16 protein-coding genes are annotated in these 20,400 nt (G+C 66.2%); 6 read left to right on the top strand and 10 right to left on the bottom strand.

Going from position 1 to position 20,400, the window contains the following annotated elements:
* From E2K76_RS11560 to E2K76_RS11535, 6 genes are all read right to left on the bottom strand, one after another.
* Entirely contained in the window at positions 1-5,982 is a 5,982-nt protein-coding gene (locus tag E2K76_RS11560) for a type I polyketide synthase (protein ID WP_136684464.1), read from the bottom strand.
* A gap of 127 nt (positions 5,983-6,109) precedes the next feature.
* Entirely contained in the window at positions 6,110-6,859 is a 750-nt protein-coding gene (locus tag E2K76_RS11555) for a hypothetical protein (RefSeq protein ID WP_136684463.1), read from the bottom strand.
* Positions 6,793-7,134, bottom strand: coding sequence for a PadR family transcriptional regulator (locus E2K76_RS11550; RefSeq protein WP_136684462.1), 342 nt, complete (start codon positions 7,132-7,134; stop codon positions 6,793-6,795). Before E2K76_RS11550 ends, E2K76_RS11555 begins: the two co-directional genes overlap by 67 nt.
* Before the next feature lie 292 nt (positions 7,135-7,426).
* The gene (locus tag E2K76_RS11545) at positions 7,427-8,662 is read right to left on the bottom strand and encodes a DUF5996 family protein (protein ID WP_136684461.1); all 1,236 of its coding nucleotides are present in this window, start codon (positions 8,660-8,662) and stop codon (positions 7,427-7,429) included.
* Between the two features lie 12 nt (positions 8,663-8,674).
* A complete protein-coding gene (locus E2K76_RS11540) occupies positions 8,675-9,610 on the bottom strand; it encodes a pirin family protein (protein ID WP_136684460.1) in 936 nt (311 codons plus the stop codon).
* An 88-nt stretch (positions 9,611-9,698) separates the two neighbouring features.
* Positions 9,699-10,586 (bottom strand): LysR family transcriptional regulator, encoded by an 888-nt coding sequence (locus E2K76_RS11535; RefSeq protein ID WP_136684459.1) that lies wholly within the window; start codon positions 10,584-10,586, stop codon positions 9,699-9,701.
* Between the two features lie 102 nt (positions 10,587-10,688).
* Between E2K76_RS11535 and E2K76_RS11530 the strand changes: the two genes are divergently transcribed.
* Positions 10,689-11,333: a hydrolase gene (locus E2K76_RS11530; RefSeq protein WP_136684458.1), complete on the top strand. Its 645-nt coding sequence runs from the start codon at positions 10,689-10,691 to the stop codon at positions 11,331-11,333.
* Positions 11,334-11,430: 97 nt separating this feature from the next.
* Here the strand turns inward: E2K76_RS11530 and E2K76_RS11525 are convergent, their stop codons facing one another.
* Complete coding sequence (locus E2K76_RS11525; RefSeq protein ID WP_136684457.1) at positions 11,431-12,330, bottom strand: LysR family transcriptional regulator; 900 nt, start codon at positions 12,328-12,330, stop codon at positions 11,431-11,433.
* A gap of 115 nt (positions 12,331-12,445) precedes the next feature.
* Between E2K76_RS11525 and E2K76_RS11520 the strand changes: the two genes are divergently transcribed.
* Genes E2K76_RS11520 through E2K76_RS11510 form a run of 3 tightly spaced genes read left to right on the top strand, consistent with a single transcriptional unit; the run spans position 12,446 to position 15,971 of the window.
* Positions 12,446-12,961: a sorbitol dehydrogenase family protein gene (locus E2K76_RS11520; protein WP_220432222.1), complete on the top strand. Its 516-nt coding sequence runs from the start codon at positions 12,446-12,448 to the stop codon at positions 12,959-12,961.
* Positions 12,962-12,981: 20 nt separating this feature from the next.
* A complete protein-coding gene (locus E2K76_RS11515) occupies positions 12,982-14,604 on the top strand; it encodes a GMC family oxidoreductase (RefSeq protein WP_136684456.1) in 1,623 nt (540 codons plus the stop codon).
* 2 nt (positions 14,605-14,606) lie between these two features.
* A complete protein-coding gene (locus E2K76_RS11510) occupies positions 14,607-15,971 on the top strand; it encodes a cytochrome c (protein WP_220432221.1) in 1,365 nt (454 codons plus the stop codon).
* Between the two features lie 41 nt (positions 15,972-16,012).
* Here E2K76_RS11510 and E2K76_RS11505 read toward each other — a convergent pair whose 3' ends face one another.
* The 3 genes from E2K76_RS11505 to E2K76_RS11495 all read right to left on the bottom strand — a co-directional run bounded on the left by E2K76_RS11505 (position 16,013) and on the right by E2K76_RS11495 (position 18,746).
* Complete coding sequence (locus E2K76_RS11505; protein WP_136684454.1) at positions 16,013-16,951, bottom strand: dihydrodipicolinate synthase family protein; 939 nt, start codon at positions 16,949-16,951, stop codon at positions 16,013-16,015.
* Positions 16,952-17,012: 61 nt separating this feature from the next.
* Positions 17,013-17,708, bottom strand: coding sequence for a GntR family transcriptional regulator (locus E2K76_RS11500; RefSeq protein ID WP_136684453.1), 696 nt, complete (start codon positions 17,706-17,708; stop codon positions 17,013-17,015).
* Positions 17,709-17,726: 18 nt separating this feature from the next.
* Positions 17,727-18,746: an Ldh family oxidoreductase gene (locus tag E2K76_RS11495; RefSeq protein ID WP_136684452.1), complete on the bottom strand. Its 1,020-nt coding sequence runs from the start codon at positions 18,744-18,746 to the stop codon at positions 17,727-17,729.
* Between the two features lie 129 nt (positions 18,747-18,875).
* On the opposite strand from E2K76_RS11495, the gene E2K76_RS11490 reads away from it, so the two are divergent.
* Both E2K76_RS11490 and E2K76_RS11485 read left to right on the top strand, forming a co-directional pair.
* Entirely contained in the window at positions 18,876-19,679 is an 804-nt protein-coding gene (locus E2K76_RS11490; RefSeq protein ID WP_136684451.1) for an ABC transporter substrate-binding protein, read from the top strand.
* Positions 19,680-19,730: 51 nt separating this feature from the next.
* Positions 19,731-20,396 carry an amino acid ABC transporter permease gene (locus E2K76_RS11485; protein ID WP_136684450.1) on the top strand — a complete coding sequence of 222 codons (666 nt, stop codon included), beginning with the start codon at positions 19,731-19,733 and terminating at the stop codon, positions 20,394-20,396.
* The last annotated feature ends 4 nt before the right edge of the window (positions 20,397-20,400 follow it).

Raw genomic sequence — 20,400 nt, 5'->3', positions numbered from 1 at the left:
TCATTCACCCGGAACTTCCAGAAGGGCGATCGAGCGTTCGATCTCCTCTGGGCTCATCTGTTCAAGGCGGGCCAGAAGCTCGCCCATGTCGGCGGTGCGGGGTGCCTCCTTAACGGGGGCGGGGGGTGGGGCGGTGTCGACCATCGCGGCCACGTTGCGGGCCAGCGCCGCGAAGGCGACGCCCTTCATCAGCTCCAGCGTCGGGACCTTCAGGCCCAGCCTGCGGTCGATCACGGCCTGAAGCTCCATCGCCATCAGCGAATCCACCCCCATGTTCAGAAGCGAGCGGTTGACGTCGATCGCATCGGCAGGCAGCCGCAGGACCGAACCGACCAGCTCGCGCAGCGTCGCTTCGACCAGCGCGGTGCGTTCTTCGGGGGTCATGTCGGCCAGCGACACGCCCTCGGCCTGCGCGGCGCTGCGTTCGGGAACAAGGTGGCGATAGCGGGGCGAGGCCGCCCATTTGCGATACGTCTCGCCCCACAGCGCCCAGTCCATCGGCGCGGCGGCAAGGTTGACGGGGTTCCAGCCAAGGATGCGGTCCAGCATCCCGATCGCTTCGGCCGGTTTCAACGACCCGACGCCGACGCGGGCGAAGTGTTTCTCGACCCCGTCGTGGCGGGCGGCCATCCCCACCTCGGCCAGTGCGCCAAGGTTGATGGCGATGCCGGGGCGGCCCGCAAGGCGGCGGTGGCGGACCAGAGCGTCAAGGAAGGTGTTCGCCGCGGCATAGGACCCCTGACCGGGGCTGCCCAGAAGCGAGGCGATGGACGAGATCGCGACGAAGGCATCCAGATCGTGGTCCAGCGTTGCCTGATGCAGGTTCCACGCGCCCAGCGCCTTGGGCTGCATCACACGGTCGATCTGCCCCGCGTTCAGCAGATAGACGGGCGCATCGTCAAGGATGCCCGCCGCGTGGAAGATGCCGCGCAGGTCCGGCCCTAGCGTTTCGACCATCTGTGCGACGGCCAGCGCATCGGCCATGTCCACCGCCAGCGGGATCGCCTTGCTGCCCAGCGCGGCGATCTGGTCCATCATCTCTTGCGCGCGGGGGGTGTCCGCGCCCTTGCGGCCCGCCAGCGCGATGGTGCCCGCGCCCTTGGCGGCCAGCCATTTCGCGATCTCGAACCCGAAGCCGCCGAAGCCGCCCGTGACCAGATATGTGCCGTCCGCGCGGATGACCGGCACGGGGGCCGAGCGCAGCAGGGACATTTCCGCCGCAGGGCCGGACTGGCCGATCACATGGCGCAGCGGCGCGCCCCGGCCTTGGACGAAGGTGCGGGGCAGCTTGCCCGCGATGCGACCCATCGCGTCGCCCAGCGAACAGATGCGAACCGCACGCGGATCGAGCCGCAAGAGCGTCAGGTCCGCCGGGATCGGCAGGTCCGCACCGCCAAGGTCCAGAACCGTGCCGCCTGCCATCGCCGGAAAAAGCGCCCGCGCCAGATCATCGGCCGCGGTCAGGCACAACAGGTCGATCCGCGGCAGGCTGCGGGCGGGTTGCAGGGCGCCCGGCACCTCGGCCAGCACCGCGCCGCGCAGGGTGGCGGCGACGGCCAGCGCGCGGGCCAGATCGCCACCCGCAGGATGGATGACCACCGTCTGCCCTTCCTCCAGCCCTGCGCGGGCCAGCATGGCATCCGCGATGGCGACCGGCAGCATCGCCAGCGTCTCGGCATCGTCCATGCCCTCGGGGGCGGTGACGGTTGCCTCGGGCTGCACATGCACGAAGCGGGGGGCGGCGCCGTCGTGGCGCAGCAGCACGCGCCGCCCGTCCGGTGTCAGGGCAAGGACATCGCTTGCGGTCGCGCTCTGGAAGGCGGCGATCACCTCGACCTCCATGCCGGTGCCGTGCTTGCGGCGGGCCAGCGCCTCGTCGGCGATCCGTGCGGCGGGGATGTGTTTCAGGCGGCGGACGAAGCGGGCATCGGCGGTCAGCACCACGTCATCCTCGTCCGTTGCCGACAGCAGTTCCGCCGACAGCCGGTCCTGCGTGGCGGCCGATCCGTCGATCTGGATCATGCGGATGTCCATGTCGGCATATTCGTTCGCCGCAACGCGCATCAGGCCCAGACGCGCCGCGCAGTCCAGTGCCACCGCCGAGGGTTGCCCCGCCCGCGTCGGCAGCACGAGGCTGTAGCGGCGGCGTTTGCCGTCCTGCGGCATCGACTGGAGCGTGGCAAGAAGATCGACCGCGCCTTGGGTGCCCACCGGGTCTTCGCCATGTTCCGACAGGGCGCGCAGGTCGATCACGTGATCGGCGTCCTGCATGGGCTGGCCGTCCTCGACGATGGCAAGCGCGATGCTGGCACCCAGAGCGGCGGCCAGCGCGCGGCCGTGGCCTTCGCGGTCCATCAGCAGCACCGCACCCGTCGCGGCGCTTCCGGCCGGAAGGTCCTGCCGTTCCATCTCGAAACGGGTGATCAGGTGATCGACATCCGCCTCGACATTGGCGCCAAGGCTGCGGGCATGGATACCGCCCAGTTCCACCAGCACGGTGCCGTCATCGGCCAGAAGGCGCAGGTCGGCCTGCATCTGGTGCGCGTCATGCGACACAAGCGTGCCATGCGCGGTGAATGTGCCATGCGGTCTGGCATGGACGACGATTTCCTCGATCCGCACGGGGACGTAGGCCACCGGGTCGCCGCTGTCGGGCAGCATCGAGATCAGCGCCTGAAAGCAGGCGTCCAGCAGCGCGGGATGCAGCACCTCGCCGCGCGGCTGCAGGCTGGCGGGGGTTTCGACGCGGGCCAGAACCTCGGTGCGGTCGTGGGACAGGTCGATCTGCGCGATGCCGCGGAAGGCGGGGCCGTATTGCAGCCCGCGCGCATCCATTCCGGCGTAATGCGCGGCGGTGCCGAAGCCTTGGGTGATGCGGGCGCGCAGGGCGGGCATGTCTTCGGCCAGCGGGGCGGGCATCTCGCGCGAGGATACGCGGCCCGTCGCGTGCAGCGTCCAGTCCGTGCCCGCCGTGCTGTGGATGGCGAAGCGGCGGCTGGCCGTGTCGAAGCCGGTCTGGATCGAAATCTCGTCCAGATCGCCGATCAGCAGGGCCTGGCTGAAGCTCAGGTCGGACAGGTGAAGCGGCCCTTGCAGCGCAGCGGCAAGTTCCAGCGCGATCTCGACATAGGCGGCGCCGGGCAGGACGGTGCTGCCCTCGACGCGGTGATCAAGCACATAGGCCATGCGGTTGCGGTTGAAGCTGGCGCGCCACAGCGGAGCGGGCGCGGATTGCGGCGCGCCCAGCAGCGTCGCCTCGTCCGGCGTGCCAAGGCGGTCGGCGCGTGCGGCGTCGCCCTCGCTCCAGAAGCTGCGGCGCTGCCACGGATAGGCGGGAAGCGGCACATAGCTGCCGGTGTCGAAGAACCGCGCCCAATCGACGACAACGCCCGCAACGTGAAGCTGGGCGATGCCGCGCAGGATGTTCTGGCGTTCCGGCTGGCCGCGGCGCAGGGTCATCGCGGTCACGCCTTCGACATTGGCATCCAGCAGGCATTCGCGCAGCGACCCGCCCAGGACCGGATGCGGGCCGACTTCAAGGAAGCATTCGTGACCGTCGTCGATCATCTCGCGCACCGTGTCGGCAAAGCGGACGCAGTCGCGGACGTTGTGGCGCCAGTATGCGGCGCCGAAATCCTCGTCCTCGGCCTGCATCGCGGTCACGGTGGAATAGAGCGGCAGCGTGGCGGGTTGCGGCGCGATGCCTTGCAGGCCAGCTTCCAACGGGTCCAGAAGCGGGTCCATGACCGGGCTGTGATAGGCGGTTTCGACCTGAAGCATCCGGTTGAAGATGCCGTCATCGGTCAGGCGGGCGGCGATGTCCTCCAGCGCGGCCGCGTCGCCCGCCAGCGTGATCGAGGCGGGGCCGTTCGCCGCGCCGATGGACACCAGCGCCTCGTGCCCGGCCAGATAGGAGGCGGCGGCGGCAGGCGACAGGCCCACGGCCAGCATCGCGCCCTGACCTGCGGTGGTCGCCTGAAGTTTCGCGCGCAGATGCGACACGCGCAGCGCATCCTCCAGCGACAGAACGCCCGCGGCATGGGCCGAGCTGACCTCGCCCACGCTATGCCCGACGACCGCAGCCGGATCGACACCCATCGAGCGGAGCAGATGCATCAGCGCCGTCTGGATCAGGAAATTGGCAGGCTGGGCGATCTCGGTCTTCGTCACGCGGCTTTCGGCTTCGGGGCGCGCAAGTTCGTCAAGGATGGACCAGCCCGAGATGCCCTTGAAACGCGCGTCGATCTCTTCTGCGGCAGCGCTGAAGACGGGGTCGGCGGCCAGAAGGTCACGCCCCATGCCCCACCATTGCGGGCCCATGCCGGTGAATACGAAAACGGGTGCCTCGCCCGAACGGCGCGCAAAGCCCTTCACGACATCGGGGTTTTCACGCCCTTCGACGAAATCGTCCAGCGCCGCGGCCGCGGCTTCGGCATCGGCCGCCACCACGACAAGGCGGTATTCATGCTGGCTGCGGCGGCGCGCGGCGGAATGGCACAGATCGGCGAAGTCCTGTGCGTCCAGCCCCGCAAGACGGTCGCGATAGCGCGCCGCCAGATCGCGCAGCGCATCGGTGCTGCGCGCCGAAATCAGCAGCAGCGTGCTGGGCGCTGCCGCGCGGGCGGGTGCCGCTGCGGTTTCCGGCGGCGCCTCCATGATCAGCGATGCGTTGGTGCCGCCATACCCGAACGAGTTGATCGCCGCGCGGCCCCGCTGGCCATTGGGCAAGGCGGGCAGGGGGGCAAGGGCGCGCGGCAGGTCGAGCCGCCATCCCGCCAGATCCAGCGCCGGGTTGACGGTTTCAAGATTGGCCACGGGCGGCACCATGCCTTTCTTCAGGCACAGGGCGGTCTTGATGACGGCGGCGATACCCGCCGCGGCTTCCAGATGGCCGATATTGGCCTTGACCGACCCGACAAGGCAGGGGTCCTGGCCCGCCTTGCGCGCCGATCCGAACACGCGGCCCAACGCGCGCAGCTCGATCGGATCGCCGATGGCGGTGCCGGTGCCATGCGCCTCGACATAGGTGATGCCTGCGGGGTCGATCTCCTCGCGTGTGCAGACGGCGCGGATCAGGTCGGCCTGCGCATCGCCGTTCGGCTGGGTGATGCCGTCGGTGCGCCCGTCCTGATTGACGCCGCTGCCGCGGATGACGGCGTGGATGCGGTCGCCCGCAGCCTGCGCATCGGAAAGGCGCTTGACCAGCACCATGCCCGCGCCTTCGCCGCGACCATAGCCGTCGGCCCGCGCATCGAAGCTTTTGGACCGCCCGTCACGCGACAGGAAGCCGCCCTTGCACATGGCGATCAGCGTCTCGGGCCGGAAGATCACGTTCACGCCGCCGACCATCACCAGATCGCATTCGCCGTGGCGCAGCGCCTGACATCCCTGATGCATGGCCACCAGCGACGACGAACAGGCGGTATCCAGCGTGAAACTCGGCCCGTGCAGGTCCAGAAGATAGGAGATGCGGTTCGACAGGATCGTTAGGGTCGAACTGACGGCGCTGTGCTGTCCGATGGCGTCGCGGCCAAGCGGGCTGAACTGCGTCAGCATCCCGTCGACCATGAAACCGCCGATGAAGACGCCGGTATTGCTGCCGCGCAGCTTGTCCGCCGGAATGCCCGCATCCTCGATCGCCTCGAATGCGACTTCCATCAGCAGGCGCTGCTGCGGGTCCAGATAGGCCGCCTCACGCGGGGACATGCCGAAATATTCCGCATCGAACGCATCCAGCGACTGTTCAAGGAACCCGCCGTGCCGCACGAATATCTTGCCGGGCGCCTCGGCGCGCGGGTCGTAGAACTTGTCGATGTCAAGCCGGTCAGCAGGAATCTCGCGGATGCCGTCGCGGCCCTCGGCCATCAGGGCCCAATAGTCGTCCAGCGTCGCAACCCCGCCCGGAAATCGGCATGCCATCCCGACGATGGCAAGGGGTTCGGACGGGGCGGGGCGGGGCGGTGAAGTCTTGGGCTGATACATTGCATTTCTCCTGCGGCGGGCCGTGCGAGATCGGCCCGAGAAGCGCGGGGCGCCTCGGATGACAAGACATGAGGGGGCCGGGCCCTAAGCCCGACGCCTCAATTTGGCGATGTGGGGAAGGCTGCCCTTAGAAAAGCTCTTTGGGCAGGCTCAGCGTTTTGAGGGATGTGACATAGGCGACGACAAGGTTCAGCAACCGCGCAAGGATGACGATGCAAACCGTGGCAAGCGCCGCGAAAGTGACCGAACCCAGACCATAGTTGGCAAGGCTCATGACGCTCGGTCCCGTCAGCACGAAGATGGAACCGATGATGGCAAGGGCGGACAGAAGGATGAGGACGGATGGCGCGGCGATGGTGACAAGGTCGCTTTTGGGGCCGTCGCCCATCCGGATGCGCGGAAAGAAACGGCTGCCCGAGATCAGCCCGACCGTCAACAGAAGCACGGCGATCAGGAAGGCATAGCGGTCGATGGCAAGCAGCGCATCGCCCCAGAAGGTGGATTGCAGGCTGTCGCGCCAGCCCGGTTCCAGAAAGAAGTTGCGCAGCCGCATCCCGACGAAGACGGCGATCATCGCGTAAAGGGCTGTGGAGCGCATGCGCTTCAGCCGCCATCCCACCACGGCGGTGCGATATTCGGCCACGAATGCAACGGGAGAGCCGAAACGCTCGATCGCGGCGCGGGCGGGGTCTTGAGCGTCTTCCGCCTCCAGGGCCGCTTCGGCAAGGTGGTCCATGATCTCCCACCGCAGCCTTTCGGCCATTTCACGGTCGGAAGACGCGGCTTCGGCAGTGCGGGTGGCGTATTCCTCTATAAGGCGGTTGCCGTACGCGGCTTCGTCAGCAGGGCGGTGATCACGTTCGCGAAGGAGTTCCATTGATCGCATCTCTCAGTAAGAGTTCGTCTTCCAAGATCGGTCAAAGTATAGGTTCGTCTTTTGCGCCCCGTCGGGGCCTGTTCCCACTCGCTTACGATCAGGCCCGCTTTTTCAAGCCTATGAAGCGCAGGATAGATGGTGCCTTCCGGCAGAGTGAGTGCGCCTTGGCTGCGTTGGCCGATTTCCTTGATGATCGCATAGCCATAGTGCGCGCCGCCTTCGACGACCGAAAGCACGACTGCATCAAGGTGGCCTTTGAGCATCTCCGGGTTCACAACACCCCCACTACCTTGTTGTTACAAATCCCGCATCGGCGGGAATCACACCGCGCGGCACAGGGGTTGCATAGCATACCTAGCTTCACATGGTATAGAATTTTTGTGATCGGTTCGTGATTTGGGTGTTCCGGCGGCATGAGGCCTTATCGGAACTCGTCCGGAATGTTGCGCGAGGCAGGGGGACATCCCACCCCGCCTTGATGGCTAACACCAGTAATCGCGCTTATGTAATTCACAGCGCCGCTTTGCGCGTCACCTTGATTTCGATGCACAGTGCAACAGGCGCATTTCAGGACTTGCGCAGCACGTCCCGCCATTCGGGGTGACGTTGGAATTGCGCTTTGGCGAAAGGGCAAAGCGGCACGATCTCGACCCGGTCGCGGCGCGCGTCCTCGACGGCTCGGCGCACCAATTGCTCGCCCACCTTGCGGCCGCGCAGAGCTGCGGGGACTCCGGTATGGTCTATGATGACGAGGTCGCTGCCGGCGCGGCTGTAGGTCATCTCGGCCTCGACACCGCCGACCGCCAGAAGGTAGCGCCCTTTCGTCGGACCATCCTCGCGCAGGATCGGCTCGGCAACCGGCTCGGCAGCGGTCGCATCGGGCCGACGCACGAAACGGGGGCGTCCTTGCGCGCATTCCAGCAGATCGCGGTCCCACGCGCCAAGATCGGTCGCCGCCTCGTAGGTCGATGTCAGGAACGCCAGAAGCGTCGCATCGGGATCGTCTGCCGACCGCACGGCATCGTATGGCAAAACGAACTCGGAAAGACCCTCGTGCCAGAAGGCGGCGTCGGGCTGGACCCTTGCCGCACGGAAGCCCCCCGGCGCCGGATAGGCGTAGGCATAGAAGGCCGGATAGTCGATGCCACCGCCCCCGGGCCAGAAGCCGGCGGACGAGACCTCCCGATCATAGGCCTCGCGTGCGACATCGTCGGGCAATGCGGGAATGCCAGCAGGATGCAGCGGCGCGCGGCGGCCGGAAAACCGCGTCACGGCCAGATCGAGCGCGCCCCAGAACAGATGGACCGGGCTGGACTTGCCAAGGAACGAGGTGCGGAACGTGTTGAAGACGCGGTCGATCCGCATGGTGGCCTGATGGAAGCGCCGCACCGCATCTCGGTCATAGGGACGGTCGCGGTGGTCTTCGGCGAAGGGCACGGGATGCGGCACTTCGTTCGGCAGGCCGTTGAACACGGGCGTGCCGCCAAGGTCGGAGACAAGTTCGACGAAGGCCGCATGAAACGCCGCCACCGTCATCGGCCCAAGCGCGAACGAGGCGGTCCGGCCCTCGCCATTCACGCCGACGACCCTGTGTTCGTGAAGATCGAACACGATCTCGATGCCCGGCCCGTCCGGGATGGGCGATGACGTCAGGCCCGTGGGCGTGACATAGAACGTCGCGTTCCACGAATGGTTCAGCCACGGCGAATGCGCCAGCCGGTATTTTCCCGCGATCTGCAGATAGAGATGCAGCGCGGAACATGTCTCGCGCCATCCCAGATAATCCAAGGTCGGCCAGGCCATTCCGTTCGCTCCCTATTCCGGCAGGGGGATGTGTTCGTCGCGGTCGTCCGGCGGCAGGTCGAACCGCCCCTTGCCCCAGTTCTGCGCGCGCCATTCGATCTTGGCCGCCTCGATCCGCTCGCGCGAGGAGGCGACGAAGTTCCACCAGATATAGCGCGGCCCGTTCAGCGTCGCGCCGCCAAGGATCATCAGCCGCGCACCGCGCTCGCCCGCCGCCACCGTGATCCGGTCGCCGGGGCGGAACACCATCATCTGCGGTGCTGCGAAATCCTGCCCCGCGATGGTGATCGAGCCGTCGACGATGTAGATGCCGCGATCCTCATGGTTGTCGGGCAAAGGCAACCGCGCGCCCGGCTCCAGCCGCACATCGGCATAGAAGGCCTCGGACAGCATCGTCGCCGGGGCGGACTTGCCATAGGCCGACCCGAGGATCAGCCGCAGCGAGATGCCGTGATCCTCGATCATCGGCAGCGTGTCTTCGCCGTGATGCTCGAAGCTGGGGGCGATGTCCTCGTGCGTCTCGGGCAGGGCCAGCCACGTCTGGATGCCGAACAGGCTGTTCGGCCCCTGCCGTGCCTCCGCCGAGGTGCGTTCCGAATGCGTCACTCCCCGCCCCGCAACCATCCAGTTCAGCGCGCCGGGGCGGATGACCTGATCGGCGCCGGTGCTGTCGCGGTGGTGGAAATCGCCGCGGAACAGATAGGTGACGGTGCCAAGCCCGATATGCGGATGGGGCCGCACGTCGATCCCCTGCCCCGTCAGAAGCTCGGCCGGTCCGGCCTGATCGAAGAAGATGAACGGCCCAACCATCTGCCGCTTCGGCGCAGGCAGCGCACGTCGGACCTCGAACCCGCCAAGGTCGCGGGCGCGCGGCACGATCAGCGTCTCGATGGCGTCCATGCCGACATCATCGGGGCAGCCGGGGTCAAGCGCGGGGTTCCAGCTCATGTCATCCTCCGTTTGCGCCATGTTGGCGGCTGCCGGGCGATGTGGATAGTCCCGCGATGCGCCCATCGGTGTCCCGGTTTGCGGAACGTCACAGCGCGGCGAATTCGGGGCTTTGCCTGAAATGTTCGGTCAGCAGTTCGGTCAGGATGCGCACCTTGCGCGCGGGATGCTGCCCCGGCGGGCGCACGACATAGGCCCCCGCCGCAGGGGGCGGATGGTCCGTCATGATCCGCACCAGCGCCCCCGAGGCGACATGCGCATGGGTCAGGCAATCGGGCAGCCACGCGATCCCCAGCCCCGCCACCGCCGCCGTCAGAAGCGCGTTGCCGTTGTCCGCCTTGAACCGCCCCTGCGGCTGGACCGTGACGGACTGGCCGCCCTCCATGAACTGCCACCCCTCGGTTCCGTGCATCAGCGCCTGATGGCCGGGAACGTCGGCGGGCACCTCTGGCGCGCCATGCGCTGCGATGTATTCGGGGCTGGCCAGCAGACTGCCGAAGATCGGCCCCACCCGTTTCGCCACCAATGCCGAGTCCGGCAGATACCCGACGCGGACCGCGCAATCGAACCCCTCTGCGATCAGATCGACGAAACGGTCGCTATAGGCGGTGTGTATCTGCAACTGCGGATGGGTCTGTGCCATCTTCGCCAGCGACGGCGCGAAATGCGTCGGCCCGAGCGTCAGCGGCATTGCCACGCGGAACCGTCCGCGCAATGCGCCGCTCGGCTGGATCGCCTCGCGCGCGGTGTCGATCTCGGCGCTGGCGCGGGCGGCATGGTCGCGAAAGGCGGCCCCCGCCTCGGTCAGTGCGGCGCCGCGCGTGCTGCGGGCCAGAAGCTGCACGCCCAACTCCGCCTCCAGCCGGTGCAGACGGCGGCTGACGATCGACTTCGACAGGCCCATCCGCCGCGCCGCCGCCGAAACGCCGCCCGCATCGGCCACCTCGACGAAGGTCTGCAAATCCTCGATGTCCATGGCGTTCCCCATTCTGCGACACAGCTTGCCCGCGCGCGGCACTATCGCACCGAAAACCCGAACGGCAAAGTGCAGGCGCAACCCCCGAGAAAGGATCCGACCATGACCTTCCGCAACGGCCTCTCCTCGCTTCTGCGCCCCGAGGATTCGGTGCTCGTGCTGATCGACCACCAGCCCTATCAGCTTGCCAACGTGAACAGCCACGAGCCGCAGATGGTGGTGAACAACACCACCGCGCTGGCCAAGGCGGCAAAGGCCTTCGGCGTGCCCACCATCCTGACCAGCGTGATCGCCGATCGCGGCGGATACCTGTTCCCGCAGATCACCGACGTGTTTCCGGGCCAAGAGGTGATCGACCGCACCTTCATCAACACGTGGGAGGACGCGGCGGTCGTGGACGCGGTCAAGGCCACGGGCCGCAAGCAGCTGATCATCGCCGGCCTCTGGACCGAGATCTGCGTCGCCATGCCCGTGATTCAGGCGCTTGGCGAGGGCTGGGACGTCACCGTGGTCACCGACGCCTCGGGCGCCGTATCGGTCGAGGCGCATGAGGTCGCGATCCAGCGCATGATCGCGGCGGGCGCGAACGTGATGACATGGCTGGCCGTGGCGGCGGAATGGCAGCGCGACTGGGCGCGGACCGAACACGCGGCCGAACTTGCGGACATCCTCAAGCACCATGCGGGCGGCAGCGGCATCGCCTTCCTGTGGGAACAGCAACTGCTGAACACCCCCATCCCCGGCTGACCCCCGCCATCTACCGACCAAACAGACGCGACAGGCCGGCGCCGGTCGTCTTCTTCACGACGAACGGCGCCAGCGCCACCTGCCGCTCGACCGCACGTCATCTGGGGCGCACCCCCAATATGCCGTCGCGGAACCGCAAGACGTAACCCGACAGGTCGCCGTCGCGATTGCCCGTGATGATGCCCAGATTCCGCGTCACCACCGGATCGACCAGTTCGACCGCGCGAAGCGTCGGGTGATCGGGGCGCGGGCAGTTCATGAGCGGCAGCGCGCTGACCCCCAACCCCGCATCGACCATACCGGCAACGGCAAGGAAATGGTTGAAATCCATCACCGTCTTCATCGAACGCCCATGTTCGCGCATGGCCGCATCCACCGCGAAACGGGTGCCGCTTCCGACATTGGCGCCGATGATGTCGTATTGAACCAGTTCGGCCCATGTGATCCTTGCCTGTGCCGCAAGCGGATGGTCGTGGCGCATCACGGCGTAGAAGGGGTCCTTGACGATCTCGGTGAAGGTCACGTCAAGCCCGCCATGCGGCAGAAAGCTGGACACGGCCAGATCCAGATCGCCGCGATGGACGGCGTTGAACAACCCCTCGGCGGCATCGTCCCGCACCGTCACCTCGACCTCGGGGAAATCGTTCCGGAACCGCGTCAACGCCTCGGGCAGATAGCTGACGACGGCAGAGGCAAGAAACCCCAGCCGTAGCTTTCGCGCGGGCGCCTTGCCGAAGTTCCGCACGCTGTCCACCGCTGTCTGCAAGGCGGGCAAGGCATCGGCAAGATGGCGGCGAAACTCGACCCCCTCGGCGGTCAGGGTCACGGCGCGGGTGGTGCGGAGAAACAGCGCCGCGCCCACATGTGCCTCCAGCAACGCGATATTCTGGCTGAGCGCCGGCTGCGACATGCCCATCCGGGCCGCCGCGATGCGAAACGAGCGCGCCTCGGCCAGCGCCATGAACGCTTCGAGGTGGCGGTTGGAGGGCAGCGGCATTGATCTACTTTGCTTATCAAATCATCCATTATTGCGATTTGTCTTATCTATCGCGCGGGAATAAGGCAACCGGGATGTCCAGTGGACAGACGTATACATTCATCACGGTGCCATCTTGAAACCCCATTCCCAAATCGCGCGGATGAACCGCCGTCAGCTTTTCCTGCTTGGAACGGCGGCGATGCTTGCCAACGCGATGCCTTCGTTCACATTCGCCGCCACGCAGGACATCGAATCCCGGTTCATGGGCGCATCGCAGCTGCTGGTGAACCACGATCTCAGCCCCGCGGTCGGTGCGCGCATCGCCGCGTTTGCGCAGGCCTCCTATCCCAACCTTGGCGACATGCTTGACCGGATCACCGAAACCGCAGCCGCACGGGGTGCAAGCCGGGTCGAGGATTTCTTCGACGCCATCCCCGAAGGAGAGCTGCGCGACTTCGCCTTCTGGGTGATCTCGGCGTGGTATACCGGATCGTCCTCCGGGGACCGGGATGCGACGCTGTTCACCTATGAAGAAGCGCTGCTTTACCAGCCGACCATCGACATGGTGCCGATCCCCACCTTCGGGTTTTCCGCGCCGAACGCATGGGGGAACGACCTTTACCCCCTGACCGACCTCCCCCGGTTCTAAGACAAGCAAAGCCAGTTATCATGACCAGCTCCTCCCAAGTCATCGTCGTCGGAACCGGCGTCGTCGGTTCCGTCATCGCCGAACATTGCCTCGATGCGGGGCTCGAAGTTCTGATGATCGAAGCCGGCCCGCGCGTGTCGCGCGCGCAGATCGTCGAGAATTACCGCAACCTGCCATTGGGCGCGAAGCCCGACGCCACCGCCTCCTACCCCCCCGCCGACTGGGCGCCGCACCCCTTTCACGGGCTGGAGCATCTGGAAAGCACCGGGCCGAACAAATACGATCCGACCTATATCCGTTACGCCGGGGGGTCGACCTGGCACTGGGCGGGCACCTCGTGGCGGCTGACGCCCGAGGACATGCAGCTGCGCTCGCGCTATGGGGTGGGCCGCGACTGGGCGTTCGATTATGAAACGATCGACCCCTATTACAACATGACCGAGCGCAAGCTGGGCATCTGCGGCCCCGCCGACCCCGCCGACCAATGGCCGGTGCGCACGCGGTCCATGCCCTATCCCATGCCGCACCTGCCTTTGTCGCAGGGCGAACGCAAATTCACCGAGGTGATGCGTGACAAGCTGGGCCTGCGGAACGTCCCGGTAGCACAGGCGCGCAATTCCGGCATGCCCTATGACGACCGCCCGGCCTGCTGCGCGAACAACAACTGCGTTCCAGTCTGCCCGGTGGGCGCGAAATACGACGCCGCCACCTCGCTGAACCGGCTGGAGGCAAAGGGCGCGACGATCCTTGAAAATTCCGTGGTGTATCGGGTCGAGACGGGCGAAGGAAACCGCATCGTCGCGGTCCATTACTATGACCGCGACAAGACCAGCCACCGCGTCACGGGCGAACATTTCGTCATCGCCTGCAACGGGGTCGAAACGCCGCGCCTGATGCTGATGTCGGCGGATGATCGGAACCCGAACGGGCTTGCGAACTCGTCCGATCAGGTGGGCCGCAACATGATGGACCACCCCCAGCAGGGCTATACCTTCACTACGGTCGAGCCTTATTGGCTGGGCGCAGGGCCGGTGGTGAACAGCGGGATCATGGAAACCTCGCAGGGGGATTTCCGCGCCGATCATGCCGCCGTCTATTTCCGGCTGAACAACTTCGCCCGCAACCGCGACATCGCCAAACGCGCCATGTCCAGCGGCAAGGTCGGCCGCGCGCTGGACGAGGAGATCCGCCGCCTGACCGCCACATCCCTGAACGTCGTCGCGGCGTTCGAGATGCTGCCCGATCCGAACAACCGCCTGACCCTGTCGGCGCAGAAAGACTGGCTGGGCCTGCCGCGCCCCAGCGTCTACTGGGACGTGGGCGATTACGTGCGCCGGTCATCGGCGGAATATTCGAACCCGCTGGCGCAGCGCATCGCCGAAGCGGTCGGCGCGACCGACTTCAAACCCGCCAGCCCCGAAAAGTTCAGCACGTCCAAACACATCATGGGCGGGACGATCATGGGCAACGATCCCGCGACATCGGTCGTGGATCGCCATTCGCGCACGCATGATCACGCCAACCTCTATCTGCCCGGCGGCGGCGCGATGGCCAGCACGGCCTGCGGCAACAGCACCATCACCATGACCGCGATGGCCTTCATGGCCGCCGAGGCGCTGGTGTCCGAGGCGAAGGGAGCATGACCATGAAAACCGCCCTCGCCTTCTTCGCCCTGTCCGCAAGCATGGCCGCCGCGCAGACTTTCCCCGACGATCTGGTGGAGCGCGGCCGCTATGTCGCGACCGCATCGGATTGCGTGGCCTGCCATACCGGCCCCGAGGACAAGCCCTTCGGCGGCAACCACCGCATCGCATCGCCGGTGGGCGACATCTGGGCGGGCAACATCACGCCCTCGACCACCCACGGCATCGGCAACTACACCGAACAGCAATTCGCGGATGCGGTCCGGCGCGGCATCCGTGCCGATGGCGCGAACCTTTATCCGGCCATGCCCTATACCGCCTTCGCCAAGATCACGGACGAGGATATCCACGCGCTTTACGCCTATTTCATGCAAGGCGTAGCCCCCATCGACGAGCCGAGCCAGCAGACAACGCTGGAATTCCCGTTCAACCTGCGTTTCTCGATGATCGGCTGGAACCTGATGTTCCGCGACACGGCGGTGCATCGGGACGATCCGGCGAAGTCGGCGGAATGGAACCGCGGCGCCTATCTGGCCGAGGGTCCGGGCCATTGTTCGACCTGCCACACCCCGCGCGGCATGCTGATGCAAGAGGATGGCAGTCTACATCTGGCGGGCGCACAGGTCGGCCCGTGGTTCGCGCCGAACATCACCTCGGACAAGGACGCCGGCATCGGAAGCTGGCAGAAGGACGAGATCGTCGCCTATCTGGCCACCGGCCGCGCCGAGGGTAAATCCCAGGCGGGCGGCAGCATGGCCGAAGCTGTCTCGCACAGCTTCTCCAAGCTGACGAAGGACGATCTGGGCGCGATCGCCACCTATATCATGGACGTGCCCGCAATCGGCGGCCCGGCCCGTTTCGGACAGGGGGAGGCCGGAAACCTGACGGCAAGCTTCCGCGGGATCGAAAGCCCCGACCTGTCCGATCCGGGCAAGGGCGCGCAAATCTATTCCGCCAACTGCGCATCCTGCCACGGTTATGACGGGCAAGGGACCCAGGACCAGTATTACCCCAGCCTGTTCCACAACTCCGACACCTCGGGCGCGGGCGTGAACAACTTCGTCGCGGCGGTGCTGAACGGCGTCGATCGCAAGACCGAAGAAGGCCATGTCTTCATGCCCCCCTTCGGCACGCAGCCGAACGCGTTCAATTCGCTGGACGATGGTCAGATCGCGTTGCTTGCGAACTATGCCGTGGCGCAGTTCGGCGACGGGCAGATGACGGTCGCCGCCGAAGACGTCGCGATGATCCGTGCGGGCGGTCCGACGTCGAACATGGTGCGCAACGTGCGCATCCTGATGGCGGCGGCTGGCGTCCTCGTGCTGATCGGCACAGTGGTCTTCCTGCGCCGCCGCAAGACCGCGTGACATCGGGCGGCCCGGTCCCCCGGGATCGGGCCGCCGCAAATTCAGGCGTTGCGGCTCCAATCGGCATACCACGCGTCGAAAAGCCGAAGCTGCGCCTCGGCATAGCCGCGCTGGCTGTCGGACAGTGCGTCCGTCTCGTTGAAATGCAGCGCATATTCCGGCGCGCCTTTCAGCACCATCATGTGCTTGTAGAACAGCACGAGGTCCGGGCCTTCGTCGAAGGACGACAGCACCGCCAAGGCCGCTTCCAGTTCCAGCGCAAGACGCCGGGCCTTGGCATCGCCGCCCGCCGCCGCCTGCGACAGCGCGACGAGGTGCTGAACCTCCTTGGGCAGCACGTTGCCGATCCCGGTGATCGCCCCGGTGGCGCCGCAGTTGACGAAACCGTGGAAGACGGCGGTATCGACCCCCACCATCAGCGACACGTCATCGTCCTGGCTCGTGATATTCTCGGCGGCATAGCGCATGTCGGCGGGGCCGCCGAATTCCTTGAACCCGACAAGGTTCGGATGTTCGGCCCGCAGCGCAAAGAACAGGTCCGCCCGCGTGACGAAGCCGTAATAGGGGCTGTTGTAGATGACGGCGGGCACGTCCGGCGCGGCGGCGAGGATCGCCTTGAAATGCGCGCGCTGGGCGGTGGCCGAAGGGCCGCGCGACAACACGCGCGGGATCACCATCAGCCCCTTGGCGCCGACGCTTGCGGCATGGGCGGCAAGGGCGACCGCGCTGGCGGTATTGACCGCCCCCGTCCCGACGATCACCGGAACGCCGGCGGCGACAAGGCGTGCGACACCCTCCATCCGCTGATCATCCGTCAGAAGCGGCCAGTCGCCCATCGAACCGCAATAGACGACGGCGGACATGCCTTGGGCGATCAGATCCTGCCCCTTGGCGACCAGCGCGTCGAAGTCGGGACGGCGGTCCGCGGTGCATGGGGTCATCAGCGCCGGGATGCACCCGGAAAAGATCTCGGCCTTCATGGTCACTCCCTTGGCTGTTTTTCTTTACCCCGAATATATGCGTTGTATTTTTCTTGTCGACTCAAATTTGCAGCTCCAGCGAATGCCGTCGATCCCGCGCGATAAGCGACTGGATCTGTTTGACGATCTGGTCGGCATGTTCCGTCGCCACCCGATCCGCGCCCGCGATATCGCCCGCCTCGATCACCGAAATGATCTCGTCATGCTGATCGACATATCGGCGGGGAAGGCGATCACCATAGGAGGAATAGTAGATGCGCAGGATGCGCCGCCCCTCGTCCAGAAGGCGGCAGAACAGCCCGCTGTAATACGGGTTGCGCCCCGCATCCGCGATCGCGGCGTGGAAGTCGCGGTTGGTCGCGATCATGGCGCGGGCATCCTGCGCCTCGACCGCGGCGGCGAAGGCCACCTGATGGTCGCGGATGACCTCCAGGTCCGCCTCGGTCCGGTATTCGGCGGCCAGCCGTGTCGTCACGCGATACATCAGCGTCAGCGCGTCGAAGAAAGTGTGCATGTTCAGAAAGTCGATGTTCGACACGATGGTGGATCGGTTCGGCAATGTCGTGACCAGCCCTTCGGCGGCCAGCCGGACCAGCGCCTCGCGGATGGGGGTGCGCGACATCGACAGCCGCTCGGCCAGCTGGATCTCGTCGATCGGGCTGCCGGGTGGCAGGACGAGGTTCAGGATGTCGTCGCGAAGGATGGAATGGACAAGCCGCACCCCGTCGCCACGTTTTCGTTCGGTCACATCGGTCATCGCGGTTCCTTTCAGACGTCAGACGGCAGCAAGCCCAAGATCGTGCAGCCGGTCGAGTTCGGCGCGCTCCTCATCGTTCAGGGCGATGCCATCCGCCAGCGCCTTCGCCCGCGCGGCGAAACGGCGTTGCGAGGGAAGGCGCGCGCCCTGCCCCAGAATCGCATCGAACAGCACCTCGGCGCGTGCAAAGGGATCGCCCGGACGCCCAGCAGCAAAGCGTTCGGGACTGAAGGCGATCACCAGCTCTCCGTGTTTGGGCAGCAGCGACATGCCGCCCAGATCGGCCCGCGCCTCGGGGCTGGTCATATCGCCGATCATCACCCCGGCCAGCAGTTCGATCATGGTGGAAATGGCAGACCCCTTGTGGCCACCGAAGGGCAGCATCGCGCCTTCCAGCGCCTGTTCGGGATCGGTGGTCGGCTGGCCATCGGGATCGACGGCCCAACCCTCGGGCAGCACCTTGCCCGCGCGGCGGTGCAGTTCGATCTCTCCGCGCGCCGCGACGCTTGTGGCGAAGTCAAAGACATAGGGGTCCGCGCCCGGACGCGGCCAGCCGAAGGCGATGGGATTGGTGCCCAGCAGCGCCGCCGTCCCGCCCGCAGGCGCCACGCTGGCATAGCTGGGGCACATGGCCAGCCCCGCGACGCCCAGATCGGTCAACGCCTCCACCTCGGGCCAGAGGGCCGAGAAATGCGTGCAGTCGTTGATGACCAGCGCGGCCATGCCCAGCGTCCTGGCCCGTTCCGCCAGCGCGGGCGCGCCCAGTTCGAACCCGGCGCAGGAGAACCCGCCATTGGCATCTACCCGCAGGATGGCCGATCCGTCATCGGTCAGCACCGGCGCCGCCATCGGATCCACCTTGCCCGCCTTGACCGTCCGCAGGCAGCCGGCGATGCGATAGATGCCATGCGACTTGCAGGCGTCCCGTTCCCCCGCCACGATGGTGCGTGCTATCGCCGCCGCCTGATCGGGCAGAAGCCCCGCGCGGACGAATATCTGCGTGACCGTCCGTGTCAGCGCCTCGACTGCGATTCGCATCCGTTCCTCCTCCGGCCAAGTTAAATCCCAGAAATATACATACAGTATTTTTGTTGATTCACGAAAGAGTCGGCTCCATACTTTTGGAACAAAAGGTCGCTCGAATGACCGCGAACAGGGAGAATCACCATGAAGACCGCCGTCACGGCAGGGCTGTTTGCCGCCACATGCCTTACCGCCGCCGCCCATGCCGATGCGCTGGATGACATCATCTCGTCGGGCACGCTGCGCTGCGCGGTCGTGCTGGATTTCCCGCCCATGGGCTCGCGCGACGAGGCGAACAACCCCATCGGCTTCGACGTCGATTACTGCAACGACCTTGCCGCCGCCTTGGGGGTCGAGGCCGAGATCGTCGAGACGCCCTTCCCCGAACGCATCCCCGCACTGATGTCGGGCCGCGTCGATGTCGGCGTCGCGTCCACCTCGGACACGCTGGAGCGGGCGAAGACGGTCGGCATGACCATCCCCTATTTCGCGTTCCAGATGGCGGTGACGGCGAATGACGCATCCGGCATCACATCGTTCGAGGATATGAAGGGCAAGACCGTCGGCGCGACCGCAGGCACATACGAGGCGATCGCGCTGGAGGAGCAGGTGAAGGAATGGGGCGAGGGCACCTTCCGCCCCTATCAGACGCAGGCCGACGTGTTCCTCGCGCTCAGCCAAGGGCAGCTTGATGCGACGGTTTCGACATCCACCGTGGCGCAGGCCAACGTCAAGACCGGCAACTTCCCCGGCATCTCCGTCGTGGGGAACGCGCCGTTCGACACCGATTACGTCGCCCTGTTCGCCATGCGCGAGGAATACGGCCTGATCAATTTCCTGAACCTGTTCATCAACCAGCAGGTCCGCACCGGGCGCTATGCCGAGTTGTATGAGAAATGGGTCGGCGGCGACCTGCCCGACCTGACCGTGGGCGGCACCTACCGCTGACGCCCCTGCGGCGGCATCCGTGCCGCCGCATTCCCCAGACGTGGGCCTGTCATGTTCAACTATACCTTCCGCTGGAATCAGGCGTTCAATGCGCTGCCCCGGCTTCTCGAAGGCGCTTTGGTCACGCTGGAGATCGCGCTGCTGTCGATGCTGATCGGCATCGTCATCGCGATCCTGCTGACCGGGTTCCGCCTGTCGGGCAATGCGCTGCTGTCCGCCATCGCCCGCACATGGGTCGAGGTGGCGCGCAACACGCCCGCGCTGTTCCAGATCTATATGGCGCATTTCGGGCTGGGCGCGTTCGGCATCCATCTCAGCCCCTATACCTCGCTTCTGGCCGGGATCGCGTTCAACAACGCAGGTTATCTGGCCGAGAATTTCCGCGGCGCGTTGAAGGCCATTCCCGACACGCAGACCCGGTCGGCGCGGTCGCTGGGCATGCCCGCGATACAGGCGTTCCGGCTGATCGTCATGCCGCAGATGCTGCGGATCGCGTTTCTTCCGGCGACGAACCAGATGGTCTGGGCGATCCTGATGACCTCGCTGGGCGTCACGGTGGGGATGAACACCGACCTTGCGGGCATCACGCAAGAGCTGAACGCGCGGTCTTTCCGCACCTTCGAATTCTTCGCCATGGCTGCCGTGATCTATTACCTGATCGCCAAGGCCGTCACGCTGGCCGCCCGCGCGCTGGCATGGCGCATGTTCCGGTATTGAGGGA

The sequence above is a fragment of the Falsirhodobacter xinxiangensis genome (assembly GCF_004959935.1).
In the GTDB taxonomy this organism is placed as follows: Bacteria; Pseudomonadota; Alphaproteobacteria; order Rhodobacterales; family Rhodobacteraceae; genus Falsirhodobacter; species Falsirhodobacter xinxiangensis.
Note: the sequence above shows the minus strand (reverse complement) of the source record. Positions and strands in the feature narration are given on the sequence as shown.

Excerpts from the sequence above, each read along its gene's own strand:
- E2K76_RS11525 (WP_136684457.1), bottom strand. The coding sequence starts at position 12,330 with ATGCCGCTGCCCTCCAACCGCCACCTCGAAGCGTTCATGGCGCTGGCC.
- E2K76_RS11545 (WP_136684461.1), bottom strand. The coding sequence starts at position 8,662 with ATGGCCTGGCCGACCTTGGATTATCTGGGATGGCGCGAGACATGTTCC.
- E2K76_RS11555 (WP_136684463.1), bottom strand. The coding sequence starts at position 6,859 with ATGGAACTCCTTCGCGAACGTGATCACCGCCCTGCTGACGAAGCCGCG.
- E2K76_RS11560 (WP_136684464.1), bottom strand. The coding sequence starts at position 5,982 with ATGTATCAGCCCAAGACTTCACCGCCCCGCCCCGCCCCGTCCGAACCC.
- E2K76_RS11530 (WP_136684458.1), top strand. The coding sequence starts at position 10,689 with ATGACCTTCCGCAACGGCCTCTCCTCGCTTCTGCGCCCCGAGGATTCG.
- E2K76_RS11490 (WP_136684451.1), top strand. The coding sequence starts at position 18,876 with ATGAAGACCGCCGTCACGGCAGGGCTGTTTGCCGCCACATGCCTTACC.
- E2K76_RS11485 (WP_136684450.1), top strand. The coding sequence starts at position 19,731 with ATGTTCAACTATACCTTCCGCTGGAATCAGGCGTTCAATGCGCTGCCC.
- E2K76_RS11540 (WP_136684460.1), bottom strand. The coding sequence starts at position 9,610 with ATGAGCTGGAACCCCGCGCTTGACCCCGGCTGCCCCGATGATGTCGGC.
- E2K76_RS11495 (WP_136684452.1), bottom strand. The coding sequence starts at position 18,746 with ATGCGAATCGCAGTCGAGGCGCTGACACGGACGGTCACGCAGATATTC.
- E2K76_RS11500 (WP_136684453.1), bottom strand. The coding sequence starts at position 17,708 with ATGACCGATGTGACCGAACGAAAACGTGGCGACGGGGTGCGGCTTGTC.
- E2K76_RS11510 (WP_220432221.1), top strand. The coding sequence starts at position 14,607 with ATGAAAACCGCCCTCGCCTTCTTCGCCCTGTCCGCAAGCATGGCCGCC.
- E2K76_RS11505 (WP_136684454.1), bottom strand. The coding sequence starts at position 16,951 with ATGAAGGCCGAGATCTTTTCCGGGTGCATCCCGGCGCTGATGACCCCA.
- E2K76_RS11535 (WP_136684459.1), bottom strand. The coding sequence starts at position 10,586 with ATGGACATCGAGGATTTGCAGACCTTCGTCGAGGTGGCCGATGCGGGC.
- E2K76_RS11515 (WP_136684456.1), top strand. The coding sequence starts at position 12,982 with ATGACCAGCTCCTCCCAAGTCATCGTCGTCGGAACCGGCGTCGTCGGT.